21 protein-coding genes and 3 pseudogenes are annotated in these 22,261 nt (G+C 64.9%); 8 read left to right on the forward strand and 16 right to left on the reverse strand.

The features are described from left to right. Positions 1–423 precede the first annotated feature (423 nt). Positions 424–1,542, forward strand: coding sequence for an alpha/beta hydrolase (locus tag ACGF7Y_RS35600; RefSeq protein WP_393242040.1), 1,119 nt, complete (start codon positions 424–426; stop codon positions 1,540–1,542). Positions 1,543–1,579: 37 nt separating this feature from the next. Here ACGF7Y_RS35600 and ACGF7Y_RS35605 read toward each other — a convergent pair whose 3' ends face one another. From ACGF7Y_RS35605 to ACGF7Y_RS35620, 4 genes are all read right to left on the reverse strand, one after another. Next, positions 1,580–2,140 carry a TetR/AcrR family transcriptional regulator gene (locus tag ACGF7Y_RS35605; RefSeq protein WP_393242043.1) on the reverse strand — a complete coding sequence of 187 codons (561 nt, stop codon included), beginning with the start codon at positions 2,138–2,140 and terminating at the stop codon, positions 1,580–1,582. Positions 2,141–2,369: 229 nt separating this feature from the next. Continuing rightward, positions 2,370–2,768, reverse strand: coding sequence for a GNAT family N-acetyltransferase (locus ACGF7Y_RS35610; RefSeq protein ID WP_393242046.1), 399 nt, complete (start codon positions 2,766–2,768; stop codon positions 2,370–2,372). Between the two features lie 56 nt (positions 2,769–2,824). Then, positions 2,825–4,021, reverse strand: coding sequence for an IS110 family transposase (locus tag ACGF7Y_RS35615; protein WP_393242049.1), 1,197 nt, complete (start codon positions 4,019–4,021; stop codon positions 2,825–2,827). A gap of 173 nt (positions 4,022–4,194) precedes the next feature. Further along, positions 4,195–4,485: a nitroreductase family protein gene (locus tag ACGF7Y_RS35620; RefSeq protein ID WP_393242052.1), complete on the reverse strand. Its 291-nt coding sequence runs from the start codon at positions 4,483–4,485 to the stop codon at positions 4,195–4,197. Positions 4,486–4,493: 8 nt separating this feature from the next. Between ACGF7Y_RS35620 and ACGF7Y_RS35625 the strand changes: the two genes are divergently transcribed. Then, positions 4,494–4,595: a hypothetical protein gene (locus tag ACGF7Y_RS35625; RefSeq protein ID WP_393242119.1), complete on the forward strand. Its 102-nt coding sequence runs from the start codon at positions 4,494–4,496 to the stop codon at positions 4,593–4,595. A gap of 46 nt (positions 4,596–4,641) precedes the next feature. Here the strand turns inward: ACGF7Y_RS35625 and ACGF7Y_RS35630 are convergent, their stop codons facing one another. The 5 genes and pseudogenes from ACGF7Y_RS35630 to ACGF7Y_RS35650 form a co-directional block, all read right to left on the reverse strand. Continuing rightward, a complete protein-coding gene (locus ACGF7Y_RS35630; protein ID WP_393242055.1) occupies positions 4,642–5,994 on the reverse strand; it encodes a fatty acid desaturase family protein in 1,353 nt (450 codons plus the stop codon). 169 nt (positions 5,995–6,163) lie between these two features. Further along, on the reverse strand, positions 6,164–7,153 hold the full coding sequence (locus tag ACGF7Y_RS35635; RefSeq protein ID WP_393242058.1) for a patatin-like phospholipase family protein: 990 nt from the start codon (positions 7,151–7,153) through the stop codon (positions 6,164–6,166). A 297-nt stretch (positions 7,154–7,450) separates the two neighbouring features. Beyond that, positions 7,451–8,764 carry a PucR family transcriptional regulator gene (locus tag ACGF7Y_RS35640; RefSeq protein WP_393242121.1) on the reverse strand — a complete coding sequence of 438 codons (1,314 nt, stop codon included), beginning with the start codon at positions 8,762–8,764 and terminating at the stop codon, positions 7,451–7,453. A 300-nt stretch (positions 8,765–9,064) separates the two neighbouring features. Continuing rightward, positions 9,065–9,538 (reverse strand): annotated as a pseudogene (locus ACGF7Y_RS35645) (DUF3556 domain-containing protein); the annotation flags it as partial. A gap of 5 nt (positions 9,539–9,543) precedes the next feature. Then, a pseudogene (locus tag ACGF7Y_RS35650) lies at positions 9,544–9,684 on the reverse strand (hypothetical protein); the annotation flags it as partial. Positions 9,685–10,508: 824 nt separating this feature from the next. Between ACGF7Y_RS35650 and ACGF7Y_RS35655 the strand changes: the two are divergent. Together ACGF7Y_RS35655 and ACGF7Y_RS35660 are read left to right on the forward strand one after the other, a co-directional pair. Continuing rightward, on the forward strand, positions 10,509–10,667 hold the full coding sequence (locus ACGF7Y_RS35655) for a hypothetical protein (protein ID WP_393242133.1): 159 nt from the start codon (positions 10,509–10,511) through the stop codon (positions 10,665–10,667). After that, positions 10,664–11,029, forward strand: coding sequence for a hypothetical protein (locus ACGF7Y_RS35660; protein ID WP_393242136.1), 366 nt, complete (start codon positions 10,664–10,666; stop codon positions 11,027–11,029). Before ACGF7Y_RS35655 ends, ACGF7Y_RS35660 begins: the two co-directional genes overlap by 4 nt. A 210-nt stretch (positions 11,030–11,239) precedes the next feature. Here the strand turns inward: ACGF7Y_RS35660 and ACGF7Y_RS35665 are convergent. The 5 genes and pseudogenes from ACGF7Y_RS35665 to ACGF7Y_RS35685 all read right to left on the reverse strand — a co-directional run. Further along, positions 11,240–11,434, reverse strand: a pseudogene (locus ACGF7Y_RS35665) (transposase); the annotation flags it as partial. Positions 11,435–11,597: 163 nt separating this feature from the next. After that, a complete protein-coding gene (locus ACGF7Y_RS35670) occupies positions 11,598–11,969 on the reverse strand; it encodes an FKBP-type peptidyl-prolyl cis-trans isomerase (RefSeq protein ID WP_393242124.1) in 372 nt (123 codons plus the stop codon). A gap of 211 nt (positions 11,970–12,180) precedes the next feature. Then, a complete protein-coding gene (locus ACGF7Y_RS35675; protein WP_393242061.1) occupies positions 12,181–12,603 on the reverse strand; it encodes a hypothetical protein in 423 nt (140 codons plus the stop codon). 412 nt (positions 12,604–13,015) lie between these two features. Continuing rightward, positions 13,016–13,804: an oxidoreductase gene (locus ACGF7Y_RS35680; RefSeq protein WP_393242063.1), complete on the reverse strand. Its 789-nt coding sequence runs from the start codon at positions 13,802–13,804 to the stop codon at positions 13,016–13,018. 368 nt (positions 13,805–14,172) lie between these two features. After that, complete coding sequence (locus ACGF7Y_RS35685; protein WP_393242127.1) at positions 14,173–16,329, reverse strand: trehalose-6-phosphate synthase; 2,157 nt, start codon at positions 16,327–16,329, stop codon at positions 14,173–14,175. A gap of 95 nt (positions 16,330–16,424) precedes the next feature. On the opposite strand from ACGF7Y_RS35685, the gene ACGF7Y_RS35690 reads away from it, so the two are divergent. Then, entirely contained in the window at positions 16,425–17,381 is a 957-nt protein-coding gene (locus tag ACGF7Y_RS35690) for a carbohydrate kinase family protein (protein ID WP_393242066.1), read from the forward strand. 179 nt (positions 17,382–17,560) lie between these two features. On the opposite strand, the gene ACGF7Y_RS35695 is transcribed toward ACGF7Y_RS35690, so the two are convergent. After that, positions 17,561–18,349 (reverse strand): IclR family transcriptional regulator, encoded by a 789-nt coding sequence (locus ACGF7Y_RS35695; RefSeq protein WP_393242068.1) that lies wholly within the window; start codon positions 18,347–18,349, stop codon positions 17,561–17,563. Between the two features lie 135 nt (positions 18,350–18,484). Between ACGF7Y_RS35695 and ACGF7Y_RS35700 the strand changes: the two genes are divergently transcribed. Continuing rightward, positions 18,485–19,192 (forward strand): class II aldolase/adducin family protein, encoded by a 708-nt coding sequence (locus ACGF7Y_RS35700; protein WP_393242071.1) that lies wholly within the window; start codon positions 18,485–18,487, stop codon positions 19,190–19,192. On the opposite strand, the gene ACGF7Y_RS35705 is transcribed toward ACGF7Y_RS35700, so the two are convergent. Next, positions 19,181–19,669 carry a MarR family winged helix-turn-helix transcriptional regulator gene (locus ACGF7Y_RS35705; protein ID WP_393242074.1) on the reverse strand — a complete coding sequence of 163 codons (489 nt, stop codon included), beginning with the start codon at positions 19,667–19,669 and terminating at the stop codon, positions 19,181–19,183. The two genes, ACGF7Y_RS35700 and ACGF7Y_RS35705, sit on opposite strands and share 12 nt — an antisense overlap. A gap of 70 nt (positions 19,670–19,739) precedes the next feature. Here ACGF7Y_RS35705 and ACGF7Y_RS35710 point away from each other — a divergent pair, with 70 nt between their 5' ends. Together ACGF7Y_RS35710 and ACGF7Y_RS35715 are read left to right on the forward strand one after the other, a co-directional pair. Next, on the forward strand, positions 19,740–20,828 hold the full coding sequence (locus ACGF7Y_RS35710) for an NAD(P)-dependent alcohol dehydrogenase (RefSeq protein ID WP_393242077.1): 1,089 nt from the start codon (positions 19,740–19,742) through the stop codon (positions 20,826–20,828). Beyond that, complete coding sequence (locus ACGF7Y_RS35715; RefSeq protein ID WP_393242080.1) at positions 20,825–22,255, forward strand: aldehyde dehydrogenase family protein; 1,431 nt, start codon at positions 20,825–20,827, stop codon at positions 22,253–22,255. Before ACGF7Y_RS35710 ends, ACGF7Y_RS35715 begins: the two co-directional genes overlap by 4 nt. Positions 22,256–22,261 lie beyond the last annotated feature (6 nt).

Raw genomic sequence — 22,261 nt, forward strand, 5'->3', positions numbered from 1 at the left:
CCACCCCCCGGATCATGAGAAAGACAGGGGCAAGAAGTCATACCGAGCCTGGCGACCGTGGGCCCGATCGCGGTACCCACGAAAAAGGTAACGGGGTGTCCCTATGGTGTTGGTCAAGCTGGATCGGTTGTGGTTGGTTGCGCCGTCGTGGCGTTTGTCAGCGGCCAGCCGAGATTCCCCACGGATGGCCAGTTCCGCGTCCCCGCAGGCGGCCATTTGGCACATCCTGGCGTATGACCAGCCAACCGTGCCGAGCGCGCTCATGCCGAATGCAACGCGATCGGAGGTCCGGGGGTGGCCGCCAACGCACACCCAGAACCCGCCAGCTTCTTGACTGGCGTCCAAGAAGGCTTTACCGTAACCGCGACCTACTTCTTGGATGACGTCCAAGAAGAGTGGTGGTGAAGCGGAAGGACGCGAGGCATGGAAATCAGTGGGCCGGCCGATCGGCGCGAGGCGGTAGCGGTGCGGCGTGAGGTCTCGTTTCCCTCCGGACAGGACGAGTGCGCGGCATGGTTGTACACCGCACCTGACCTCAACGGCCCGCGACCGACGGTGATCATGGGGCACGGGCTCGGGGCGGTGCGGGAGATGCGCCTGGATGCCTACGCGGAACGGTTCGCCGACGCGGGGTGGTCGGTGCTGGTGTTCGACTACCGCCACCTCGGGGCCAGCGGCGGAGCACCGCGCCAACTCCTCGATATCGGTCGGCAACGCGCCGATTGGCATGCCGCCCTGGCCTTCGTACGCACACTACCGGAGGTCGATGTCGACCGGATCGCGCTGTGGGGCAGCTCTTTCGGCGGCGGACATGTCCTTCAGGTCGCCTCCGAAGACACCCGAATCGCGGCGGTCGTGGCCCAGTGCCCCTTCACCGACGGACCGGCGTCGTTGCGCTCGCGTATCCGGACCGGCCCGCTGAGCGTGGTAGCGCTGACAGTGGCAGGCATCCTCGACACGGTCGGTTCCTGGTTCGGCGCGAAGCCGATCCTGGTGCCGATGGCGGGGACGTCCTGGATGCCCGCGTTCGTGGCCTCACCCGACGCCCTCGCCGGCGCTTCCGCACTCCTGCCCGCGGGGACCCGGCTCTCGCGGCGCACCAGCACGTTGTTGAAACGACTGCCCTCGGTGCGGGCTCGGGTGTCGAAGAACATCGAGCTGACCGAGATCGACGCAGGGGAAGAACCCGTGACCGGTGTCGGTCGCGACTGCATATGGGGTGTATTGCGCGGCCCGGACGGTGAATTCGATGCCGCCAACGCCCTGGCCGCACGGCTGGTGCTGCACCTTCCGCTCGATCGGCCTGGTCGCGCGCTGGCTCGCTTCAGCACTCCGACGCTGCTGTGTGTCTGCGACAACGACGCGGCCGCGCCCGCGAAGACCACGAAGCGGCGCGCGCAGGGCCTGGCACACGTGCACGTCCAGAACTACCCCTGCGACCACTTCGGCATCTACCTGGGCGAGCACTTCGAACGCGCCGTGCGTGACCAACTCGATTTCCTGGCAATACGATTCGACAACAGCGCGCACAACACGCAGTAGGTCGCCCCTGGCTCGTAGACGTGCGGAGAGCAGGCACTCAGCCGGCGGCTGCGGCAAGACTGCGAGCGCTGTTCAGCAACGTCTCGAGCACCGCGCGCCGCTGGGGCTGCTCCGTCGGATGCGTCAGCAAGCCCTCGACAACGAAAACGCCGATCGCGACCAGCGGATCCAGTTCGTCAGCGGGCACGCCGAGCTCGATCAGCTCTGCCCGGAACAATCCCTCGGCCAGCGCGTGGAACTGCTCGTGCCATTCCTGAATGGACGCGGACTTCTCGGCGCGCGTGTGCACCGTGCTGACCAACCGCCCCAGTTGCTCCAATTCCTCGACCAGCCACAACAGCCGATCAGACAGCCCCGAGCCGAGCATTTCGCTGTAGGAGGCCATCGAGTCGGCCAGGACCGCGTCCAGGACCGCGATCAATACCGCGTCCTTGTCCTGGAAGTACCAGTACAGCGTGTTCGACACCACTCCGGCGTCGCGGGCGATCCGCGACATCGACGCCGCGTCGTACCCCTGCTCGACGAACAACCGCCGAGCAGCCACCACAATCTCTGCGCGCTTCTCTTCCCGATCCAGCGGACGTCTGTTACGAGGCATCTCCAGTCCCGACCTAGTACCAGCCCCGATGCTATCTTGACCAGCCCCCAAGAACGGCCCCGGCAGGCGAACTGTCAAGCAGGCGGTCCGACGAACATCCTCTTACCGTGTATCACGCCTCCACCAGCCAGCGTCGCCGTTGCTGCAACGTAACCCTGGCGGCCAGATAGCTCCCCGTCAACTGGCCGCCGATGGGGAATTCCAGCTGGCCACTGACAGGCGTTCGGTGTCAGTTCAGTCGTAGTAGGCCGGCGTTGGTGGTTCGGAACCCGCAGCTGTCGCGGTAGAAGCTGTTGAGGTGTGGTTCGTAGTCGACGTGGAGCCACTCGATACCGAGTTCGCGTAGGTCGCTGACGAGTGTCGTGACCAGGCTGGTTCCGATGCGCTGATGCTGGAAGTCGGGGGCGACCACGGTGTCGAGGAGGAAGGCGTGCCGACCTCCATCCCAGACCGCGTGCACGAACCCGACAAGCCGATCGCCGACGAACGCACCGACCCACGATCTGCTGTGCCGTTCCAGGCGCGCCGTCCAAGGGCTCAGCTCGTGGTCACCGCCGAATGCGTCGGTGTGAAGGCGCGAGAGCACCTCATCGTCGACAGCGAAACGGATGCGGAGATCCGCGATCATGCGGCGTCGTCCTCTCAGCGCAGGTCGTCATGACGTGATGTCACGTGATCGTGGCATCACGTCGATGCTGGGGCCAGCGGATTTCGGTAGGGCTGTTTGGTTTTGAGCATGGCGTAGAGGACGTCGCAGCGGCGCCGGGCCAGGCAGATGAGGGCGGCGTTGTGTTTCTTTCCCTCGCCGCGCTTCCGGTTGTAGTAGGTGCGGCTTGCCGGGTCGTGCAGGGCGGCGAAGGCGGACAGGAACAGTGCGCGTTTGAGTTTGTGGTTGCCTGATCGAGCTGGTGATTCGCCGCGGATGGAGCTGCCGGATCGGTGGGTGACCGGGGCGATCCCGGCGTAGGAGGCGAGGTGGCCGGCCGAAGCGAAAGCCGAGCCGTCGCCGACCTCGAGCAGGATGCGGGCGCCGGTCCTGACTCCGACGCCCGGCATCGAGGTCAGGACCTTGGCAAGAGGGTGGTCATCAAGCATCCTCTCGATGTCGGCGGCGATGCTTTGTCGTTGCAGCAAGACCTTTTTGAGCGAGTCGGCGAGTTTCGGTAGCACGACCTCGGCGGCCTTCGCGCCGGGAACGGTGACGGTCTGTGCGGGCAGGGCGGCCAGGATTTCCTCGACCAGGCGTGTGCCCATGCGTGGCGCGTGTTTGGTGGCGATCGTGGTGAGTTTGCGTTTGCCCGCGGCTCGGATCCCTTCGGGTCCGCCGCACCGGGACAAGATCTCCAGAACCGCAGGATGTGCGATCCGGGGCCCCAAGACGCGTTCGAGAGCAGGGTGGATGCTGGGCAGCAGGCCACGGATGCGGTTGCTGGTGCGAGTGGCTTCTCCGGCCAGGTCGTCGTCGAAGCCGACCAGGACGCCGAGCTCGGTGAGTGTTTCGTCGCCGGTGTCGACCCGGCGCAGCGTATGCGGCATGGTGCGGGCGGCGTCGGCGATGATGTGCGCGTCACGGGCATCGGTCTTCGCCTGGCCCGGATAGAGGTCGGCGATGCGGCGCATCGACAGGCCGGGCAGGTAGGCCACGTCGTGGCCGCAGGCGCGCGCGACGGTGACCGGTAAGGCGCCGATGGTGTTGGGCTGGTCGACCACGATCAGCAGGGGGCCGTGGGCGGCGAGCTGGTCGAACACCGCTCGTAGCCGTGACTCGTCGTTCGGCAACGCCTTGTCGAACAACCGTTTGCCAGTCACATCGAGACCGACGGCGTGGTGTTCGCCTTTTCCCACATCAACGCCGCAGAACACGGCATACGCCTGTGCCACTTCGTGAGTTCCTCATCGCGTCGAAACCGGAACGGTCGCCGATCAAGCGTCAACGCCCGGCACCCACGTTACGAAGAGACCTACCAGCAGCCCTGTCCCCATCAGCGGTCCGTCGACGCCACCAGCACCCGGCGACACCACCCCCGGATCATGAGAAAGACAGGGGCAAGAAGTCATACCGGGACTGGCGACCGTGGGCCCGTACCAGGCCCGTGAAGAAGGTAACGGGGGGAGAGAGAGAGAGAGAACGCGAACTCCGGCTCGCCGCCAGAATCCCCGGCGGCCACGCGTTCGGCAATCCGCTTCTGCAGCTCCGTCAGACGGTCGCCGGTCAGGATGTAGATGTGCCACGGCTGCAGGTTTCCGCCCGACGGTGTGCGTGCAGCCCCCGCCAGCACCCTGTCGAGCACATCGCGAGGTACAGGTCGGTCCGTGAACGCACGAATAGACTGCCTGCTCCGCACCGCCTCGTATATGTCCGCGCTACGGCGACCTCTCCGACCTTCCGCCCGCCTGGATCGGCGTCGGCACGAACGACCTGTTCCACGACGAGGACGTCGCCTACGCCCGGTGACTGCAGCAGGCCGGCGTCGACTGCACCCTTCACGTAGTGCCCGGGCCTACCACAACTTCGACTCCATCGAAGCGAATGCCGCCATCTCCCGTGCCTTCGTCAAGGCCCAGACCACCGCCCTGGGCGAAGCACTCGACGGCGGCTGAACGGGCGCTCGCAATGGGTTCAGGTTTGATTTGGCCGTGGCGAGTGCCGTACGAAGGCCACGGCGCTTGCCGGTGACGGGGTCAGCCGGAAACCGATCTGATGTCGCATGCTGGCTCGATACACCGATGAATTTGAGTTCGGAGCTGGTCTCAGGCGCGTCGTCAGCGGTGCGACGCAACAACCTATCGGGCAGCGCAAGTTTATGGATCGTCCGCAATGCCTGCAAAAATTGCTTGGTCAGCGAGCCACTGGTGTAGGGCAAGTCGTATTCGTCACACAGCGCACGTACCCGCACCGCGATCTCGGCATAGCGGTTACTCGGCAGGTCGGGAAACAGATGATGCTCGATCTGATAGCTGAGATTTCCTGACATGAACGCCAACACCGGCCCCGCCTCGAAGTTGGCGGTGCCTAGCAGTTGCCGGAGATACCACTCACTACGGGTTTCGTTGTCGAACTCCTCGATAGTGAACTTCTCTGCACCGTCGGGGAAATGCCCGCACATGATGACGATGAACGACCACAGGTTCCGCAGCAGCAGCGCGGCGGCGTTGGCGCCGAGCGTTCGTTTGAACGCTGGACCTGTCAGCGCCGGATAGAAGACGAAATCTTTGCCTAGTTGGCGGACGATCTTTCGCGCGAACTCCCTGTTCGGCTTCGATAACAACCGCTGGCGCGATGTGTGCGTGAACCGGCGTTCCAGCGCCCAGTCGTGCACCGAGATCGCCCACTCGAAAAACGCCGCGACCACAAGGCTCGACACCGGTTGGAACAGGTGAACCGGACGCCACGGTTCGTCCCGAGTCATTCGCATGACGACGAAGCTCAGGTCGTCGTCCCTGCCGAAGACATTGGTGTATTTGTGGTGGAAGTGGTTGTGCGACCGCTTCCAATGCGCCGACGAACCGACGAAATCCCATTCCCACGACGTAGAATGAATCTCCGGATCGTTCATCCAATCCCACTGACCGTGGCTGATGTTGTGTCCGAGCTCCATCATTTCGATGATCTTCGCTAGAGCCAACATCGCTGTGCCCACCAGCCACGCCGGTCGCCGTCGACTCGCGAACAACGTCAATCGTCCGCCCAACTCCAGCATCCGCTGCGCTCTGATCACACGCAGAATATAATTGGCATCGCGTTCACCTCGCGATAATTCGATGTCTCGACGAATCGCGTCCAGTTTCTTGCACAGGGCATCGATTTCTGCTTGGTTCATATGAGAAAACGTCTTTATGTCCGTGATCGCCACGGGAGTCCTTTCTACTGCTTGGAGCGTTCACTCGTTGCCGTCGAGTGCCGTAGGGCAGGCAGGCGAGTTCGACAGCAAGTCCGCCGCGGACTCGGGCCTCACCGGCGCTGCTTACGCCACCGTGAATCGCGAAGCGACAAGCATCCGCACCTCGAGTTCCGGTCTACCGTTATCGCCGAGGGCCGAGCGCCGCGGAATCTTCGGCCGGTGACACCGGCATCAGCTCACCGAGTACATCTGGATCGACGACGGCGAAGAGTTGGTCGGCGGTGCGGGTGTCGACCCACGTTGCCGCGATGTCGTAGCCGTAGTCGAAGAGCTCCTCGGGCGAACGCGTCGGGGATTGCAGCGCCGACCCATATGGCATCTCGGCGAAAATGGTTCGCGCGCAGATAGTTTCGTCACCGAAAGGTCGTGGACGGCGGGGGATCATCGGCAGTGACGAGTGGACCACCGGGAGGAGTAGACCGCCGCGGCTGTAGTGCGGCTCCGGGCCGTAGAGGTCGAGAATCAGCGCGGGATGAGACCCGAATACCTCATACGGGACACGATGGTGTGTTCCGCCGTCGAAGATGTGATCGAGCGCGGTGACCGCGGGGAAGGCTCCCGGTATCCGTGTCGCCGCGACCAGTGCATCGGCTACGGGCATATCGGTCAAACCCAGCTTCGGCAAATCCTGTGGAAGGAATAACGTGCCGTGCTCGCCCGAGTAGACCGGAATGATCAAGGAGGAAACGATCCCCGACGGCTGCCGCCGAGCCAGGTTCGGTTCCAGCACGAAATCAGCGAATGTCCGATCGCCGACAACCGCGTGTGCGAGTTCGCGCAGCCGAGCATCGGGGTAGAGTGTGCGTTTGGTCAACATCGCGCGAAGGCTTCGGTTGCCGACTACTTCGTTTGCCGGATGATCGGCGGCGATCTGACGTAGCTGCGCGCGACTCATTCCCAATGCTGCGGCGGCGGCCCCGATAGCCCCTCCGCTGACACCTAGTACAACTGGCTGAATAGGTGTCGGCCGTGTGACACCATGTTCAGCCAGAATTTTCGCCCTCCTGGAATTCAAACTATCCACGGCGCCATTGACCATCCCCGCCATAAGAGCGAGGCTGAGCCCGGCTACACCAGCCAGAATGCGAACCGTCACCCGTTCCTCAATCAACAGACTATCCTTCTCGAAATCGAATCAGTTCGGAGCACATAGAATTTAGCAACGGAGGCAGTCATGCCGATCGACCCGGCGAATGATCTCGCCGCCGGCCACCGAGCTCGATTGAAGGAGATCGCCCACCACGGTCGTTCTATTGGGGGCCACTGGAGCCGAAATACTCGCTGCAACCTACCGTAGTCACCCACACCGGAAAATCATTATTCCGACGTCATTGATTTCGGTGTATTCGTAACACTTTCCTGCCGGTGGTGTAGCACCGCGTGCCGTGCCTGCAGAATTATCGGATGATCAGGAGGGTCGGCGCAGGACGGTGGCACCGAGGAAGCGGCAGACCTGCAAAGCCAGCGCAATATCGAGTTTGTCGTGTGGGGCGGTGCCGACGCGGGTGGCCTCGATCGCCTTGGTGACGCGGTATTTGACCGTATTGCGGTGCAGAGTGAGGATTTGGGCGGTACGCACATGGCTTTCGCTGGTGGTGTAGTAGGTGCTGAGGGTGCGGCGCAGGGTGGCTGCCTGGTCGGTGTCGAACGCCAGTTCGCCCAGGACTTCACGGACCCACGCGCGGGTGGAGTCCAAGTCCTTGGCCAGCAAGGAGGTGACGGCCACACCGGGGTCGCCGAAGCCGACGATCATATGCGAGGACGAGATCCCGGGAACGCTGGCGACGAAGTATGCGGCGATGGCCTGTCGATGCGAGCGGCGAAATCCGCCGAGTGCTTGTCCGGGCAGTCCGACCGTCAGTCGCACCCCGTCGGCGGGATCCACCATGGCGTGCAGTTCGGTGGTGTCGATCACCGGGTGGCGGTGGCCGAACGGCAGCCACGCCCATGCTGTGTGGCGGTCGATGGCCGTGACCAGTGCCGGGCTCTCGGCGCGCAGGCCACGGGCGAGTGTCCGTGCTTGGGCATCCAGGAGTTTCCAGGTGCTCGGCTTCTCATGGCCGGGGCGCCACAGGATGAGAGCCAGGTGGGTTTGGTCGAGTCGGTAGCCGGTTTCGGTCTCGAAGGCAGTTGTATCGGCAGTGTCCTCGGACAACACGGCGTGGACGGTGGAGGAGTGCACGCTGCCGCGGGCATTCACCCACCGGCTGCGCTCAGCCTCGTAGGCAGCTAGGACGTAGAGGGTGATCCATTCGACGTAGGTGTAGATGATCTCGGTGAGCCTCTTGACGACGGCGAGCGCGAGCGGCGCGGGCAGGCGGCGGCGATCGATCTCGTCGTGGCAAATCCGCAGCATGTAGTTCTGCCCCATGTGGTACGCCCGTACCAGAGAATGGGACGGAACTTCCCGCTGGGCGAGTCGTAATGCGTTTTCGACGGCCGCGGTGGTGGGTTGCAAATGGTCGACGGGAATATCGTTGGCCAAGACATGGAGGAGGGTGGCGAGGTTGCCGTGCACACTGGCCTCGAACATTTCCATCAATTGTGGGTCGTTGTCGAGGTGGTCGACTTCTCGCGCGATCATGGCGCTCATCGCCTGGGAGGTCTCCCGTTCGCGCGACTTCAGCGTGCGTGCGATGTCTGCTATGACCGCGACGGCATCGTCCATGGCCGGGACCTGGGACAACTGGCGTTGATTGGGGGAGTTGGGAAAGGCGGTCATAGGTGCGCCTCCTGCTTGACCGGCGAACGAGGAGGTGTCCGCGGATACCGCAGTGCCGAACTTCGCCGGCTGCGGTGGATGACGGTCGACTGCCTCCGCCAGTTGACCTTGGACACCGTGCCGGGATATGTGGACGGCTGCGGCGAGCCATCGGGTCCGCCGACGACGACGGCCGTGGTCACGTCCGCCGAATCTCGGCGGTCGAGGATGCGGGGTCGTGCATAGAGACTCCTGCAGATCGGTCTGCTTGACGACCGAGTCGGTATGCGAGTCCAACATCCACTCCATGTCGATTGGTATGGGGTTGTTGGGCAACCAGGGCCGTTCGGCGACCGCGTCGGCGACCCGGTCGGTGCCGGTCTCGATCGTTTCGAGTGCGGCGCCGATGACCATATAGCGTTGGATAGTGTTGCGCATCGGCTGAGATCCGACGGGTGACCGGCGCACGGCTACGTCGGCGAGGTCGGGCGGATAGCTGGTCAGGAATTGAGTATGGATACTCGAGCCGGGCTGGGGTATGAACTGGTCCAGTTCGTCCTCCGCCCCGGGCGCGAAAGCCCATGTCGTCGTCGCCCAGTTGCCTGTGTACTGGCACATCGACGGCAGGAATGAGACCAGGCCGGGCCGCAGACTACCCAGCATTGGGAAGTACCCCGAGCCGGACGTGGCCAGCAGCGGCAACCACGGAATCGACATATCGGTGACCTCGAATCCATCGTGGTTCGGAAAACCCGGAACAGGAATACCGCAGCGTAGGCGAACAGAATGTTCCACTTCGTCGGCACCGCGAGCGGGAACGTCGACACGATGAAGAAGTGGAACGCGACCGCCACACCGAGCAGGATGATCACCGGATGCGTCGCGCGAAACAACAGCAGCGGGATGCTGATCTCCACGAATGTTCCGAATACATATGGCACCCCGCCAGCCGCCGCGGAGCGACGCAGATCGTCGGGAGGGTTTCGATAGCACGCGTATCCGGTTCGGAAGAGACCGTTGCTGGAATATCGGCGGGTCGACCGGCGGAAGATCTCCCGTGGTCAATCCCATATTTCCTCCTCAGGCGACCACGAGCGCGAAAGCAATTCGGGAAAAATAAACTCGGATGGCGTCCGTGCTGCCGAAACGGCCACCTCGAGTGGAGCCGCGGAGGGCCGCGAACCGCTCGGTGAACTCTTAGACATCCTTGTCCTGGAATATACGGATAACCCGATTCGGAGGCGCGCCGCCATATGAAATGTTCAATGGCCGCAGCCGTGACCTCGACCATTTTCGACTTGCCACGAAGTATGAGGGTAATGGGTGTCTCCGAGGCCGGAAAGGTCTGCGGGCACACACTTTCGGACGGGCTTTGTGCTTAGTGCACATCCACCGCTGGATTGGTGCGGGAGCGGTATTCGGCGGAGGACGTTGGGCTGGTGGGCCCCTTCGGCCCCGCGGCGCTGTGCGGGCAGCCACCGGCCACCAGCCTGCGGATCCTCGGTGGCGTCGTGCGTGTGCTGCGTCGGCGAGGAGGCTGAACGTTCGGCAGGTGATGTGCCACAGCGATTCGGACTGGTGCTGGAAGCCGGCCGGGGATTGGCCTGGCGGATGCGCGAAGTGGGGACGCCGACACCCACCGATCCTGCCTCGCACGACGGCTGGGACCATGCTGGCCCGGTTGCGGGTCGATGCCCGTATAACACAGCGCACACACCAGCGTCCTTTCACCCGTGTAGCTCTTGGCGCGCAACGTGAGCATCCCGTGATCGGCGGCATCGATTGGCGCACAGACCGTTTGCCCAGTCGTCGTGTCCAGCGCGACAACGAAGATCGTGGTGTCGTCAGCGAATGCTTTCCACGCTTTGGCGGCACGATCCAGCTTGTCGGTGTCGCCATCGGGGATCTCGCCTGTTTCCGGTGAGCGAGGGTGAGGGCGTGTTCGGCGGTCACGACTGCGGCCTGTGCATTGCGGGCGCTGCGGATCGCTACCGCGTGTTGATCGAGTTCAGCGTGAGCGCGGCGTACAGCGTCGGCAGCGCTGCCTCGCTCATATCGCTGGCTACGTTCGAGGATGAGACCCATGTCCAGGATCGGGTCGAGATCGAAATCGTGCCGGGTCGACTGGATCTCATCTGCCAGATCCCTATCGCTCATGCGGCGCCACCGGCCGACCCGGAGTTCAGAGACCGCGCGGGTGAGTTCGTCGGCGTCGCGGCGCTGCGCGTCGTCGAGCGTTTCGACCAGTCGCCAGCGCAGCGCGGCGGCGGGCTGTTCATCCGGTAACGGGCGCTGCGCGGCGGCGGTGCGGACGGCAGTCGGGACGTCCAGGCCGGTGCCGGCGGCGTGGGACAGCTCCTCGGCCAGTTGTGGCCAGTACGGGTCGGTCGTTATCCGTCTGTCGACCTCTTGGGCGAGCGCTGCCCAGCGGCGGGTGTTGGTGACCTCGGCGCCGTCGACTTCACGCAGATGCGCGGAGATCTCATCATGCGTGAATCCTCTGGCAGACAGCGACAGCGCCATGTTCTCGACGCCCTCGAGTCGGCGCTGCCGTTTCCTGACGATCTGCGGCTCGATTCTGGAGTACCGGTCGCGCGGGACAACGATCTCTACCGGGCCGACATCGATGATCACGGTCTTCGAACGAGTCCCATTGCGTGAGTTGCCCCGTTCCACGGCCCGCAGGATCACCGTGGTCGTAGCCGAGGTGATGGGTGATCTCGCCGTCGAGGGCGGACTCGATCACCAGCTTGGTCAGCTGCTGCAATCCACCCTCGCCGCTGAGCTGCAGCCCGCTCGCGCCGGCCTGGGCCGCCAACTGGGCCACCAGCTCGGATACGACATTCGGACAGGTTCAGGTCGTGATCAAGTCGATCACGAAGACGAGCGTCTCCCCGGGCGCGACGGTGTCCGCGGCGCCTCGGTCGCCGTATGCGAGGTCGGGCGGGATGATCAGCTTCCTGCGGCCGCCGACTCGCATGCCTTGCACACCCTCGTCCCAGCCCTTGATGACCTGCCCGGCGCCCAGGGTGAATGCGAACGGTTCGCCGTGCTCCCAGCTCGAATCGAACTCCGTTCCGGTGGAGAACGTGACGCCCACGTAGTGGACTTCGACGAAATCGCCCCGTCCGGCCTGCGGACCGTCGCCGTCCCAGATCTCCACGATCACCAATTCGCCCGGCGGCGGGCCAGCGGGGATCTCGATCTCCGGCTTCCGCCGTTTCACTACTCCGCGCTCGCCGGGACGACCCAGGAGCCGGGTGATCCACCGCTGCCAGGACTTCTGCTTCATCTCTTCGTCGGACACCGCAACATCATCCCCCAAAACCATTGCGCTGCCGCGAATGCGAGGTTGCGCGGCGTCCACGCGCACGTCGGTGGCCGAGGCGATCGCGACGAACAACTGCACATACGTCGCCAGCCCACGGGTGCCGCGCTCACCGATCGGGATCTGCTGTATCACCGGCATCGCCTTCGCCCGTCCCCGCGGTGACGCGGCCCGCGCCACCGCCAGATCGATCGAATGCTGCGTGGCCAGCCGTTTCCGTCCGATCGACCTGCTGCGCGCTCATCTCGCGTTCGCGGCCATGTTCGGCTACCGGGGTTGCGGCTGTGACGACCTCGCAGAAGATGCTCGGCCGCATCGGCGCGCTGCTACGCAAAGCCGAGGCACCGACAACCAGTACGAGGCCGACGCGTTCCTGGCGATGGCGCGACCGGCCGTTGTGGAGCTCGGCGGGCAGCAGTCGCCACCCGTGGCCGGTCGGCAACCGATCGAACAGCTGCCGCTGCCAGCCGTGTCGGCCGCCACCGTCCTTGTCGAGGGTGTCGACTTGCGTGGCGTATTCGATGCGCACCAACGCCATCACCGCCGCGACCCTCGCCATGGGGGAAGGGTCGACGCCGGGGAACACAGCGATCGAGGTGCCGGACTGGGGCGGGGTCGTGAACGCGGCGTGATACCCCGCGACGAGCACCCGCGCGGTCGGGGCGACGTCGGGCAGGACCGATCGATAGTGGGGGTCGGCCTGCAGGCGGACAACCGCGAATGACGTTGTGTATCAACGCTCCACCGGTCACCGACGGATCCGCTGGACCGAGCCGGTCAAGCGCCGCAGCCCCGCGCGGCTACCGCACTACTCTCATCGGCAGTGACAAGGCTGCGTGGCCCTGGGATGGTGCCGAGCGGTTGGTCCCGCAACCGGGCAGTACCGTTGCGCCGCGCATATAGCAGAGACGCCGCTGTGCCGGCCTCGCTCGGCTCGTGCAGGTTCAGACAGTCTTGATGGTGCCGCCGTCGATGACGAGATCCGCCCCCACGATATTGGCAGACTTATCGGAAACGAGGAAGGCGATCAGTGCCGCGACCTCTTCCGGCTCGGAGATCCGGCCGGAGGCGATATTGAAAATATCACCGAGGTTCTCCAGTAGTTCGGCATGAGAAACACCCTGTGCAGCAGCGACATTTGTTCCGAAACTTTCCGGACCGCGCCACAGCGGACTACCCACCACACCGGGCGACACGGTGTTGACGCGCACCCCGTGCGGGCCGAACTCGTCGCTGAGTCGTTTGCTGAGGGCAGTCAGCGCGGCCTTGGCCTCGCTGTAGCCGATTGGGCCGGGGGTAGGGGTTCGGGCGAAAATCGAGGAAATGTTCACAATCGATCCACGCCGTTGCAGTAGGCTAGGCAGTGCTGCCCGGGTGGCCCATACGGCGCTGAACAAATTGAGGTCGAAGAGATTTCGCCACTGGTCGTCGGTGACATCGAGAAAACCGCCCAGCCCCAGCAGATCCGCATCACCCGCGCCCACGTTGTTGACCAGGATGTCGATACCGCCGAGCTCGGCGAGTGCACCGTCGATCAGCCGCGTTGCTCCCTCCGCGGTGCTCAGATCAGCTGACACCGCAGCGATACACACCTTTTCCAGTTCAGGCGTGATGGTGCGGGCGCCACCGACGACCCGCACGCCTTCGGCGGTCAATGCCTCGGCGATGGCCAATCCGATACCGCGGCTGGCTCCGGTGACAACTGCTGTCCTGCCGGTCAATTCGAGATCCATGCAGATTCTCCTTCCTGAACTGCCAGCCGAAGCCGGTGCCGGGCTCAGCCGCACCGTCGCTTCGGGTCGGCCCGGGGTAGGCCGGGCAGCATGCGGGGATGATATCCGATCATCTCAATCGAGAATGGCAAAGTCGAGCGAGATACCTTGACACACAGGCTAATTCGGCACAGTGGGTAGTTTGCCCCGGCCCAGGCACCGGGGTGATGCACACATGTGGTCGTGTCCCGGTCGCCGCGACTGCGGCTACCGGATCCGCATGACAGCGGCCAGTGAATACCGGCTCTGGCACACATTCGCTCATCCGGTCGGACAGGTCAGCGGTATCGACGACGGTCAGCCGGCTCTCTAAAAGCAGCGCCACGTAGTCATCCAGGGTCAACCGTAGTGCCAGGTCTGCCACTCGGTCGTGGCAGCAGGTGCGGCTCACGGCGCTGACTTATGCCACAGGTGATCGGCACTGCGGCCGGGCCGGGTGTGTGGGCGCGGATGGCGCCGATGATGCGGGTTGCCCAGTCGATGGGCCGGTCGTGGCCCAAGAGGTGGGACAGACGTTTCGCGCGAGTGCGGCGCTCGGTGCGGTCGAGGGACAGGGCGCGGGCCAGCGTGGTGGTGAGGTCCTCGGGGGAATTCGGGTCGGTGAGTAGGGCGGCGTCGCCGAGTTCAGTTGCGGCACCGGCGTAGCGGGACAGCACCAGCACCCCGGGCCGGAAACCGGGTCCGGTCACCGCCGACTGGGCGGCGACGAATTCCTTCGCAGTCAGGTTCATGCCGTCCTGCAGGGACGTTACCCAGAACACGTCCGCGGCCAGGTAGTGGTCGATCACCTCCGGGAGCGGCAGATTATGCGGGATGTAATCAATTGGTTGCCAACTGCCGACACGCCAGGCGTCGTTGATCTCGGTGGTGCGTCGCTCGAGAGTGCGGCGAGTGGTGTCGTATGCGGAGATGCCTGGTTCCGGTGGTGGGCAGACGAGCCGGAACACCAGTCGGCCGTGCAGGTCCGGGCGGTGGTCGAGCAACGCCGCTATGGCGTCGACTTTGTGTACGGGGGCTTTGGTGTAGTCGAGACGTTCGACAGAGAGCACCAACGCGTGTCGGCTGGGTCGTATGCGCGAGGCGCGGCCGCGGGCGAGTGCTTCGATGGCTGGACGGTCGATACCCAGCGGATGGACACCCAAGGCTGGCAGTGCGGGCTGGCCGACCAGGGTTTGTCGAAAGTTGTCGGCGAAGGCATCGGTGTGAAAACCAGCCCAGTCCAAATGTCTGAGTGAGCAGAGGATTTCGTCTGCGGCGGGCAGGGCAGCGAACATCTCCGGCGGTGGGAACGGCGTGTGATGGAACAGTCCGATGCGCAGATCGGGTCGGATCCGGCGAAGCAGGCCGGGAACGAGCCAAAGGTTGTAGTCGTGTAGCCAGACGGTCGCGGCGGGTGCTGCTCGATCGCCTATGCGCTCGGCGAAGCGTTGGTTGATCACACGGTAGTGGGCCCAGTCCGCAGCATCGAAGCGCATCCGCTGCGGCTGGGACATGAGGATCGGCCACAGTGCTTCCTTGCATGCGCGATGGAAGTAGCCGCTCCATTCGTCGGCGGTCACCGGCAGCAGTGATAGTGGAGCCTCGTGCTCGCGTGCGTCGACATCGTCCTCGCCAACCCGAGCGGCGACCCAGATGCCCGGCAGCCCCTGGGCGAATAGGGCGGTCAGGCTGGGTAGAATCCCGTTGGGGCTGGGCGGTGATCGTCGCTCGGCGCGGGGCAGTGGTGGTCGGTGATAGCCGACTACCAGGCAGGACCGGTCGTCGGTGCGGTTGCCCGGCGCGACCCACCCCAGCGCGTGCAGCGCTGTGAGAAGCCCGCCCGCGCCCGGCTGCTCGGGGCGATGGACGCGTGGGTTGAGGGGAACCGTCCGGTAGAGGGCGGCCTCGGCGCCGCCGACTATCACGCCGTGCGCGCCCAGTTCGAACAGCGATACATCGTTGAGCGAATCACCGGCCACCAGGACGCGATCCATTGACCAACCGAACTTTCCGGCCAGCGCCGCCACGGCGTTGCCCTTCGATGCGTTGGGCGGCATGACGTCGAAGTAGCGGTCGGCGGAGTACAGCCACCGGCAGCCCAGCGCGTCGACAGCGGCGGTGAGTTCTTCGGTCAGCTGGTCCGGTGCCAGGTGGTACGAGCAGCGCCCGTCTTGAGCCACCCGCTGGTACGCCAGTTGCTCGAAGTGGTTCAACGCTTGTCGAACGCGTTGTGTCCCAGGCCATCCGGCACGAAGGTGGTCTTGAATATCCCCGACGGGCTGCAGGTTGGTGCCGTCGACGACGGTCGCGCCGACATCGGCGACAATCCAGTATGGTCTCGGCACCAGTGGGTCACACAGCACATCAGCGACCGACGCCACGCCGCGTCCGGTGGCGAAAACCACCGTGACTTCCGGATGTCGGGTAAGCGCTGCACACAGTCGCCGCTGGTCGACGATCTCCCCGCCCAGCAACGTACCGTCCAAATCGGTGACCAAGATTCTCATCACCAATCCAAAGCTAACACTCACAGCATGAATTCTTCGCCGCCATATCCATCCGACCACCCGCATCCGGCACCTCACGCCGGTACGGTCATCGGATGGACACAGACGAGCCTGGTCGTCGGGAAATTCTGGTGGTGGGGGCCTATTTCGTGGACCTGATCTTCCACGGGCTTCCCGAGCCCGTCCGACCGGGCCGTGAGGTCTTCGCCGACGGGTTCACAATGATGCCCGGTGGCGCCTACACCCTGGCCATGGCCGCGCATCGACTCGGGCACGATGTTGTGTGGGCGACCGACTTCGGCACCGACCCCTTCAGCGCCCATGTCCTCCGCGCGGCACGCGCGGAGGAATTGGACGAGAGCGCCTTCCGGCATCAGCCGCACCCGCTGCGCAGCCTGACCGTCGCCATCTCCACGCCGGAGGACCGGGCGATGGTCAGTTTTCAGGACCCGACCTCCCCGCAACCGCTCCCGTCGCTGCTGCGGCGATACCGACCACGTGTCCTGATGGTGCCACAACTACGCTACGACGCCGACACGGTGCACGGGCTGAAGCTCGCCCGCCACCTCGGCATCACCGTGGTGATGGACTGCCAAGACGTCGGCGTCGATGTCGGCACCCCCGGAGTGCGGGCCGCGCTGGCTTCCACCGATATCTTCGCGCCCAACGCTGAGGAAGCACTGCGGCTGACCAGGGCACCGACCATTGATGATGCGATATCGCGGCTGAACGAAATTGTGCCGACCGTTGTGATCAAACTCGGCAGCGCCGGTGCCACCGCAACACAAGACGGCAAACGTTTTGACGTTGTTCCCCAACCTATTTCGGCTCTGGATACCACCGGCGCCGGTGACTGCTTCAACGTCGGTTTCGTTCATGGCCTGCTCGCTGGATGGCCGCTGGCGACATGCCTTGCCGCCGCCGTGGCGTGCGGAACGGCCGCGGCCACCGGCCCGGGGTCCGACAGGGCTCCGGGGACCGCCGACCTCGAACGATGGATCGCGCGAACCACAATATCGAGTCGCGCGACTGCGGAGCGCGAACAACGCTGACCAACGGTTCGCAGGTTCGGCTTTCATGCGACGCGAACCTCCGTCGCGGCGGGACCGATCAATCGGGTTCTCGGGTCGAAGTCATGCACCACGATCATCCAGGCCTCCTCTTCGAAGGGGTGACCAATTCCGCCCTCGTAGAAATTCCTTCCTGGATATCGGTAACCACGTCCTGATATTCAGGAGTCGCGAAGTTCGAGCTGGCGTGAGATCGCCGCGGCTGCGTCTTTCACTGCCGACTGGACATCGCGGAGCCGGGTGCGGGGCACGCGGGCGGCGAGGGCGGCGACGCTGACCGCGGCGCAGACCGAACCCGCGGCATTTCGTACTGGTGCGGCCACGCCGAGGATGTGGGGGTCGAGTTCGCCCTGCGACACCGCGATTCCGGCTTCGCGGATGCGAGACAGTCGTGTGCGCAATGCTGCGGGATCGGTGAGAGTCTTGGCGGTAAAACGTTCGAGCGGGGCTTGTTCCAGTACCGAGGTGACCTCGTCGGGGTCGGCCCAGGCCAGCAGGACTTCGGCCGCCGCGCCCGCGTTGATCGGCAGGACCTGGCCACGCTCGTAGGAGAGTCGAACCGCGTGCTGGGCTTCGACGAGATCGAGGCAGACCACCGAGCGACCGGAGCGGCGGGTCAGTAGCACCGTTTCGTCGACGTGTGCGGCCAGCGTCCGCATCACCGGCAACGCGGCCTCGGAAAGCCCGAGGCCGGCACGGGCGAGGCGAGCGAGTTGAAAGATCCTGGGCCCGAGGCGAAATCCGCCGGGAGTTTCCTCGACGAACCCATTGCTGGACAGGCTCTGCAGGTAGCGATAGCCGGTCGAGCGGGCGACGCCGAGTCCGGCGGCGACTTCGGCGCCAGTCCATACCGGCTTTTCGGCCGAGAACAGGAGCAGGATGTCGAGCGCGCGATCGGCCGTGGAGTTGCGTTCCCGATAGGTGCTCGGTGCGGCGTTTCGTTCGGTCATGTACACACGCTAGTCACCGAATGGTGTCCTGTAAAGCAGGATGTATGTGCTGCTATGTAGGATGTCGAACCTACGGTGGGTTGTGTAGCAGCAGCGATGGATCTCCCATACGCTTGGCATGGTCGAAGGAGGCCCATGGAAGACCCTAGGTACGCGGTGGTCCAAGCCAGTCACGCGTTGGCCGCCGCGGGGCTCGGCGACATGGTCTGGGGGCATGCCTCGGTGCGTGACCCAGGGGGTGACGGGGTGTGGATGAAGGCATCCGGGTGGGGGTTCGAGGAGATCGATCTCGATACGGTCGTCCTGGTCTCGCCGACCGGTGAGGTGCTGGCAGGGTCGGGGCGGCGGCATCTGGAGTTCCCGCTCCATACCGAGATCATGTCTGCCCGGTCAGATGTCGGCGCGGTGGTGCACACGCACGCACCCGCACTTGCGGCCTTCGCTTCTTTGAGGTGTGAGCTGTTGCCGATTTCGCACGACGCGGTGCCCTTCGCGTGCCCGCAGGTGCCCCGATTCGAGGAAACCGGGGCGCTGATCGCGACGACGGAGTTGGGGCGCGCACTTGCTCGCGGGCTGTCCGGTGCCAACGCGATCCTGATACCCAACCACGGCGCGGTGACGGTGGGATCCGACATCGGTACCGCCGTCATGTACGCCGTGCTGCTCGAACGCGCGTGCCGGACACAGCTTCTTGCCGCGTCGGCGGGTGGTCCGGCGGTGTGGTCCGACCAAGCGGAGACGGAGTTCAAACGCGAGCAGGTCTGGAACCATGCTCAACTCGATGCTGGATGGCGATACCTGATCAGGCGGAGCGAGGCGGGGCGGCCGGATTCAGGGCTGTGAGCCGAGCGCTTCGGCGAGCGCGCGCAGGTCCGGCAGTGCCGCCGCGATGCGGTCGCGGGACTGCTCACTCAGCGTCGCCAGCGCATCGGAAACCCCGGCGTCGAGACGATCGGCGAGTTCGGTGCTCGCGGCTCGCATCTTGGCGGTGGGATGGAGTTGGATCACCCGGCCGTCCGCAGGGTCGGCGCGGCGGTCGAGGAATCCGTCCTTGGTCAGGTTCGAGACCAGTGTGCTGACATTATTGGCCTGCATGCGCAGTGCCTCGGCGATCTCGCGGACGGTGATGCCGGGGCGGCTATCGACCAGTTTGAGGACCTCTACCTGGGCGAGCGGTCGTGGATTTTCACCGCGGGGCGTTCCCTGACTCTGTCGGAGTGCTCGATGCAGCGTCCAGCTCGTTCGGGTGATCTCGGCCGGCAGGTCGCCGTGGTCAGTGGGAGGCACACCCCAGTTTACCTCTAGTGGTAGATCATTCATCCTGTTCGATGTGTCCTGTATTACAGGATGCTACTTTTGTTATGCAGGACACCATCGTAGCGTGGCGTTCATGCCGATAGATTCCATTGCCGCTGTCGCCCGTGCAGCAGCGGACAATTTCTGCTGGGAGACCGTCCTCGTCGAGGACCCCGGTCCCGGTGAGGTGCTGGTCCGCCTGGTCGCCACCGGGGTCTGTCACACCGATCTGTCGGTCCTGGCGGGCCGGCTGCCGACGCCCCTGCCCGCCGTTCTCGGACACGAGGGCGCCGGTGTGGTCGAAGCAGTGGGAGCCGGTGTCACCACCGCGGCGGTCGGTGACCGTGTGGTGCTGTCGTTCGCGTCCTGCGGCGCGTGCGCTCGCTGCCGGACCGGGCGTCCCACACAGTGCCCCACCTACTTTCTGCTCAATTTCGGAGCCTGCAGGCCTGATGGGACAACGCCGCTGCGGGATCGGTCGGGACAGCCGGTCGGCGGATTGTTCTTCGGTCAGTCGTCGCTGGCACAGTATGCGGTGGCGTCGCAGCACAGTGTCGTGCCGGTAGTCGTCGAGGACGACGACGAACTGGCGATGCTCGCCCCGATCGGGTGTGGCATCCAAACTGGTGCCGGCGCGGTGCTCAATCTCCTTCGCCCGCCGCCGGGATCGCGTGTCGCCGTTGTCGGGGCGGGCGCGGTCGGCTTGTCGGCGGTGATGGCCGCACGGTTGTGTGGTGCGAGCGAGATCGTGGCCGTGGACCGGGTCCCCGCCCGGCTCGGCTTGGCGCGCGAGCTCGGCGCCACCGCGACGACAAAGGACGCGGGCGAACTACGCGAGTTCGACTTCATCATCGAGACGACCGGGGTGCCGAGCTTGCTCGAAGGGGCGCTCGAACAGATCCGGGCAGGCGGCACCGTCGCCATCATCGGCGCACCTGCGGCGGGAACCCGCATTGTTGTCGACGTCAACGCCATGATCGACGGCCGGACCTTGCTCGGTGTCACCGAAGGCGGCAGCGACCGGGTCACCTTCATCCCGGCGCTGATCGAGCTGTACCGCGCTGGACGGCTGTCGTGGGATCGACTCGTGCGCTTCTATCCACCGACCGAACTGCAATGCGCTGTCGACGACGCGCGCTCCGGTATCACCGTCAAACCTGTCATCCGATTCGAGGCCCCATGACGCTCCCACACGCCCGCAACCTCATCGACGGCCAATGGCGCGACGGCCACGCCATCGGCACCAGCCTCGACCCCGCCACCGGCCGGCCGTTGGGCACCTTTGCCGACGCGGGCGCGGTCACCGCCAGGGCTGCGATCGATGCTGCCCGCCGGGTATTCGACACCACGACGTGGTCGCAGGACCGGCACGCTCGGGCAACGGCGCTGTTCGCGCTCTCCGACGCGATGACCGTTCGCCGCGACGAGCTCGTCGAGCTGTTGTCTCGGGAAAATGGGAAGAAGCTTGCCGATGCCGCCATGGAGGTCGACGGCACCATCCCCAAGCTGCGATACAACGCCGCCCTCGCCCTGACCGACAGCGGCCGGGCCGCGCAGCTGGCGCCGGGGATGTATTCGATGGCACTGCCCCAGCCCATCGGTGTAGCCGCGGTGATCGTTCCCTGGAACTCGCCGATCATCCTGGCGGTGCGCTCGTTCGCGCCCGCGTTGGCCGCGGGTTGCACCGTGGCGATGAAGATGCCCGCGCAGACCGCGCTGACCAACGGGCTGCTCTACGAACTCATCGCCGAGGCGATGCCCGCCGGTGTCGTCAATGCGTTCACCGAGTCGGGCAACACTGGTGCCCCAGTATTGGTTTCGGACCCGAACTCCGATGTGATCAGCTACACCGGCTCCACCGTGGTGGGGCGCGCCATCATGGCGGCCGCGGCACCCGGCCTCAAACCGGTCTCCCTCGAACTCGGGGGCAAGTCGCCGATGATCGTGTTCGACGACGCCGACCTCGACGCGGTCGTGCCGACTCTGACCGCCGCGATCACCACCTTCAGTGGCCAATTCTGTATGGCCGGTAGCCGAATTCTGGTGCAGCGCGGCATTGCCGACGAACTGCGTGAGTTGATGGCCGAGGCGTTGACACGGGTCAAGGTCGGTCCCGGCACCGATCCCGAGACCGACATGGGTCCGCTGATCGACCGGGCCGCGGCCGAGCGCGTAGACCGGCTCGTCGACGAAGCGGCCGGATACGCGAAGGTACTGGTCCGCGGCGGGCTGGTCGAGCCTACCGGCACGAGCGCCTTCCTCCGTCCCGCGTTGATCGAAGTGGCCGACGTGACGATGCCGGTGGTGCAGGACGAGATCTTCGGGCCCGTGGCGACTTTCGAGATCTTCGATACCGAGCTCGACGCGATCGAGCGCGCCAACGCCACCCAATACGGGCTGGCCGCCTCGATCTGGACTCGGGATGTCGATCGCCCGATGCGGGTCGGACGCCGGATCGACGCAGGCACCGTGTGGACCAATACCTGGGGCGTCATCCACGACCAGATGGAGGAAGGCGGCTTCAAGCACAGCGGTGTCGGCAGGCTCAACGGCCACCGAGCGATCGAGGAGTTCCAAGAGATCAAGCACATTGTCCACCAGGGCAACTGAGAACCG

It is taken from the genome of Nocardia sp. NPDC047654 (assembly GCF_043205035.1).
Classification (GTDB): domain Bacteria; phylum Actinomycetota; class Actinomycetes; order Mycobacteriales; family Mycobacteriaceae; genus Nocardia.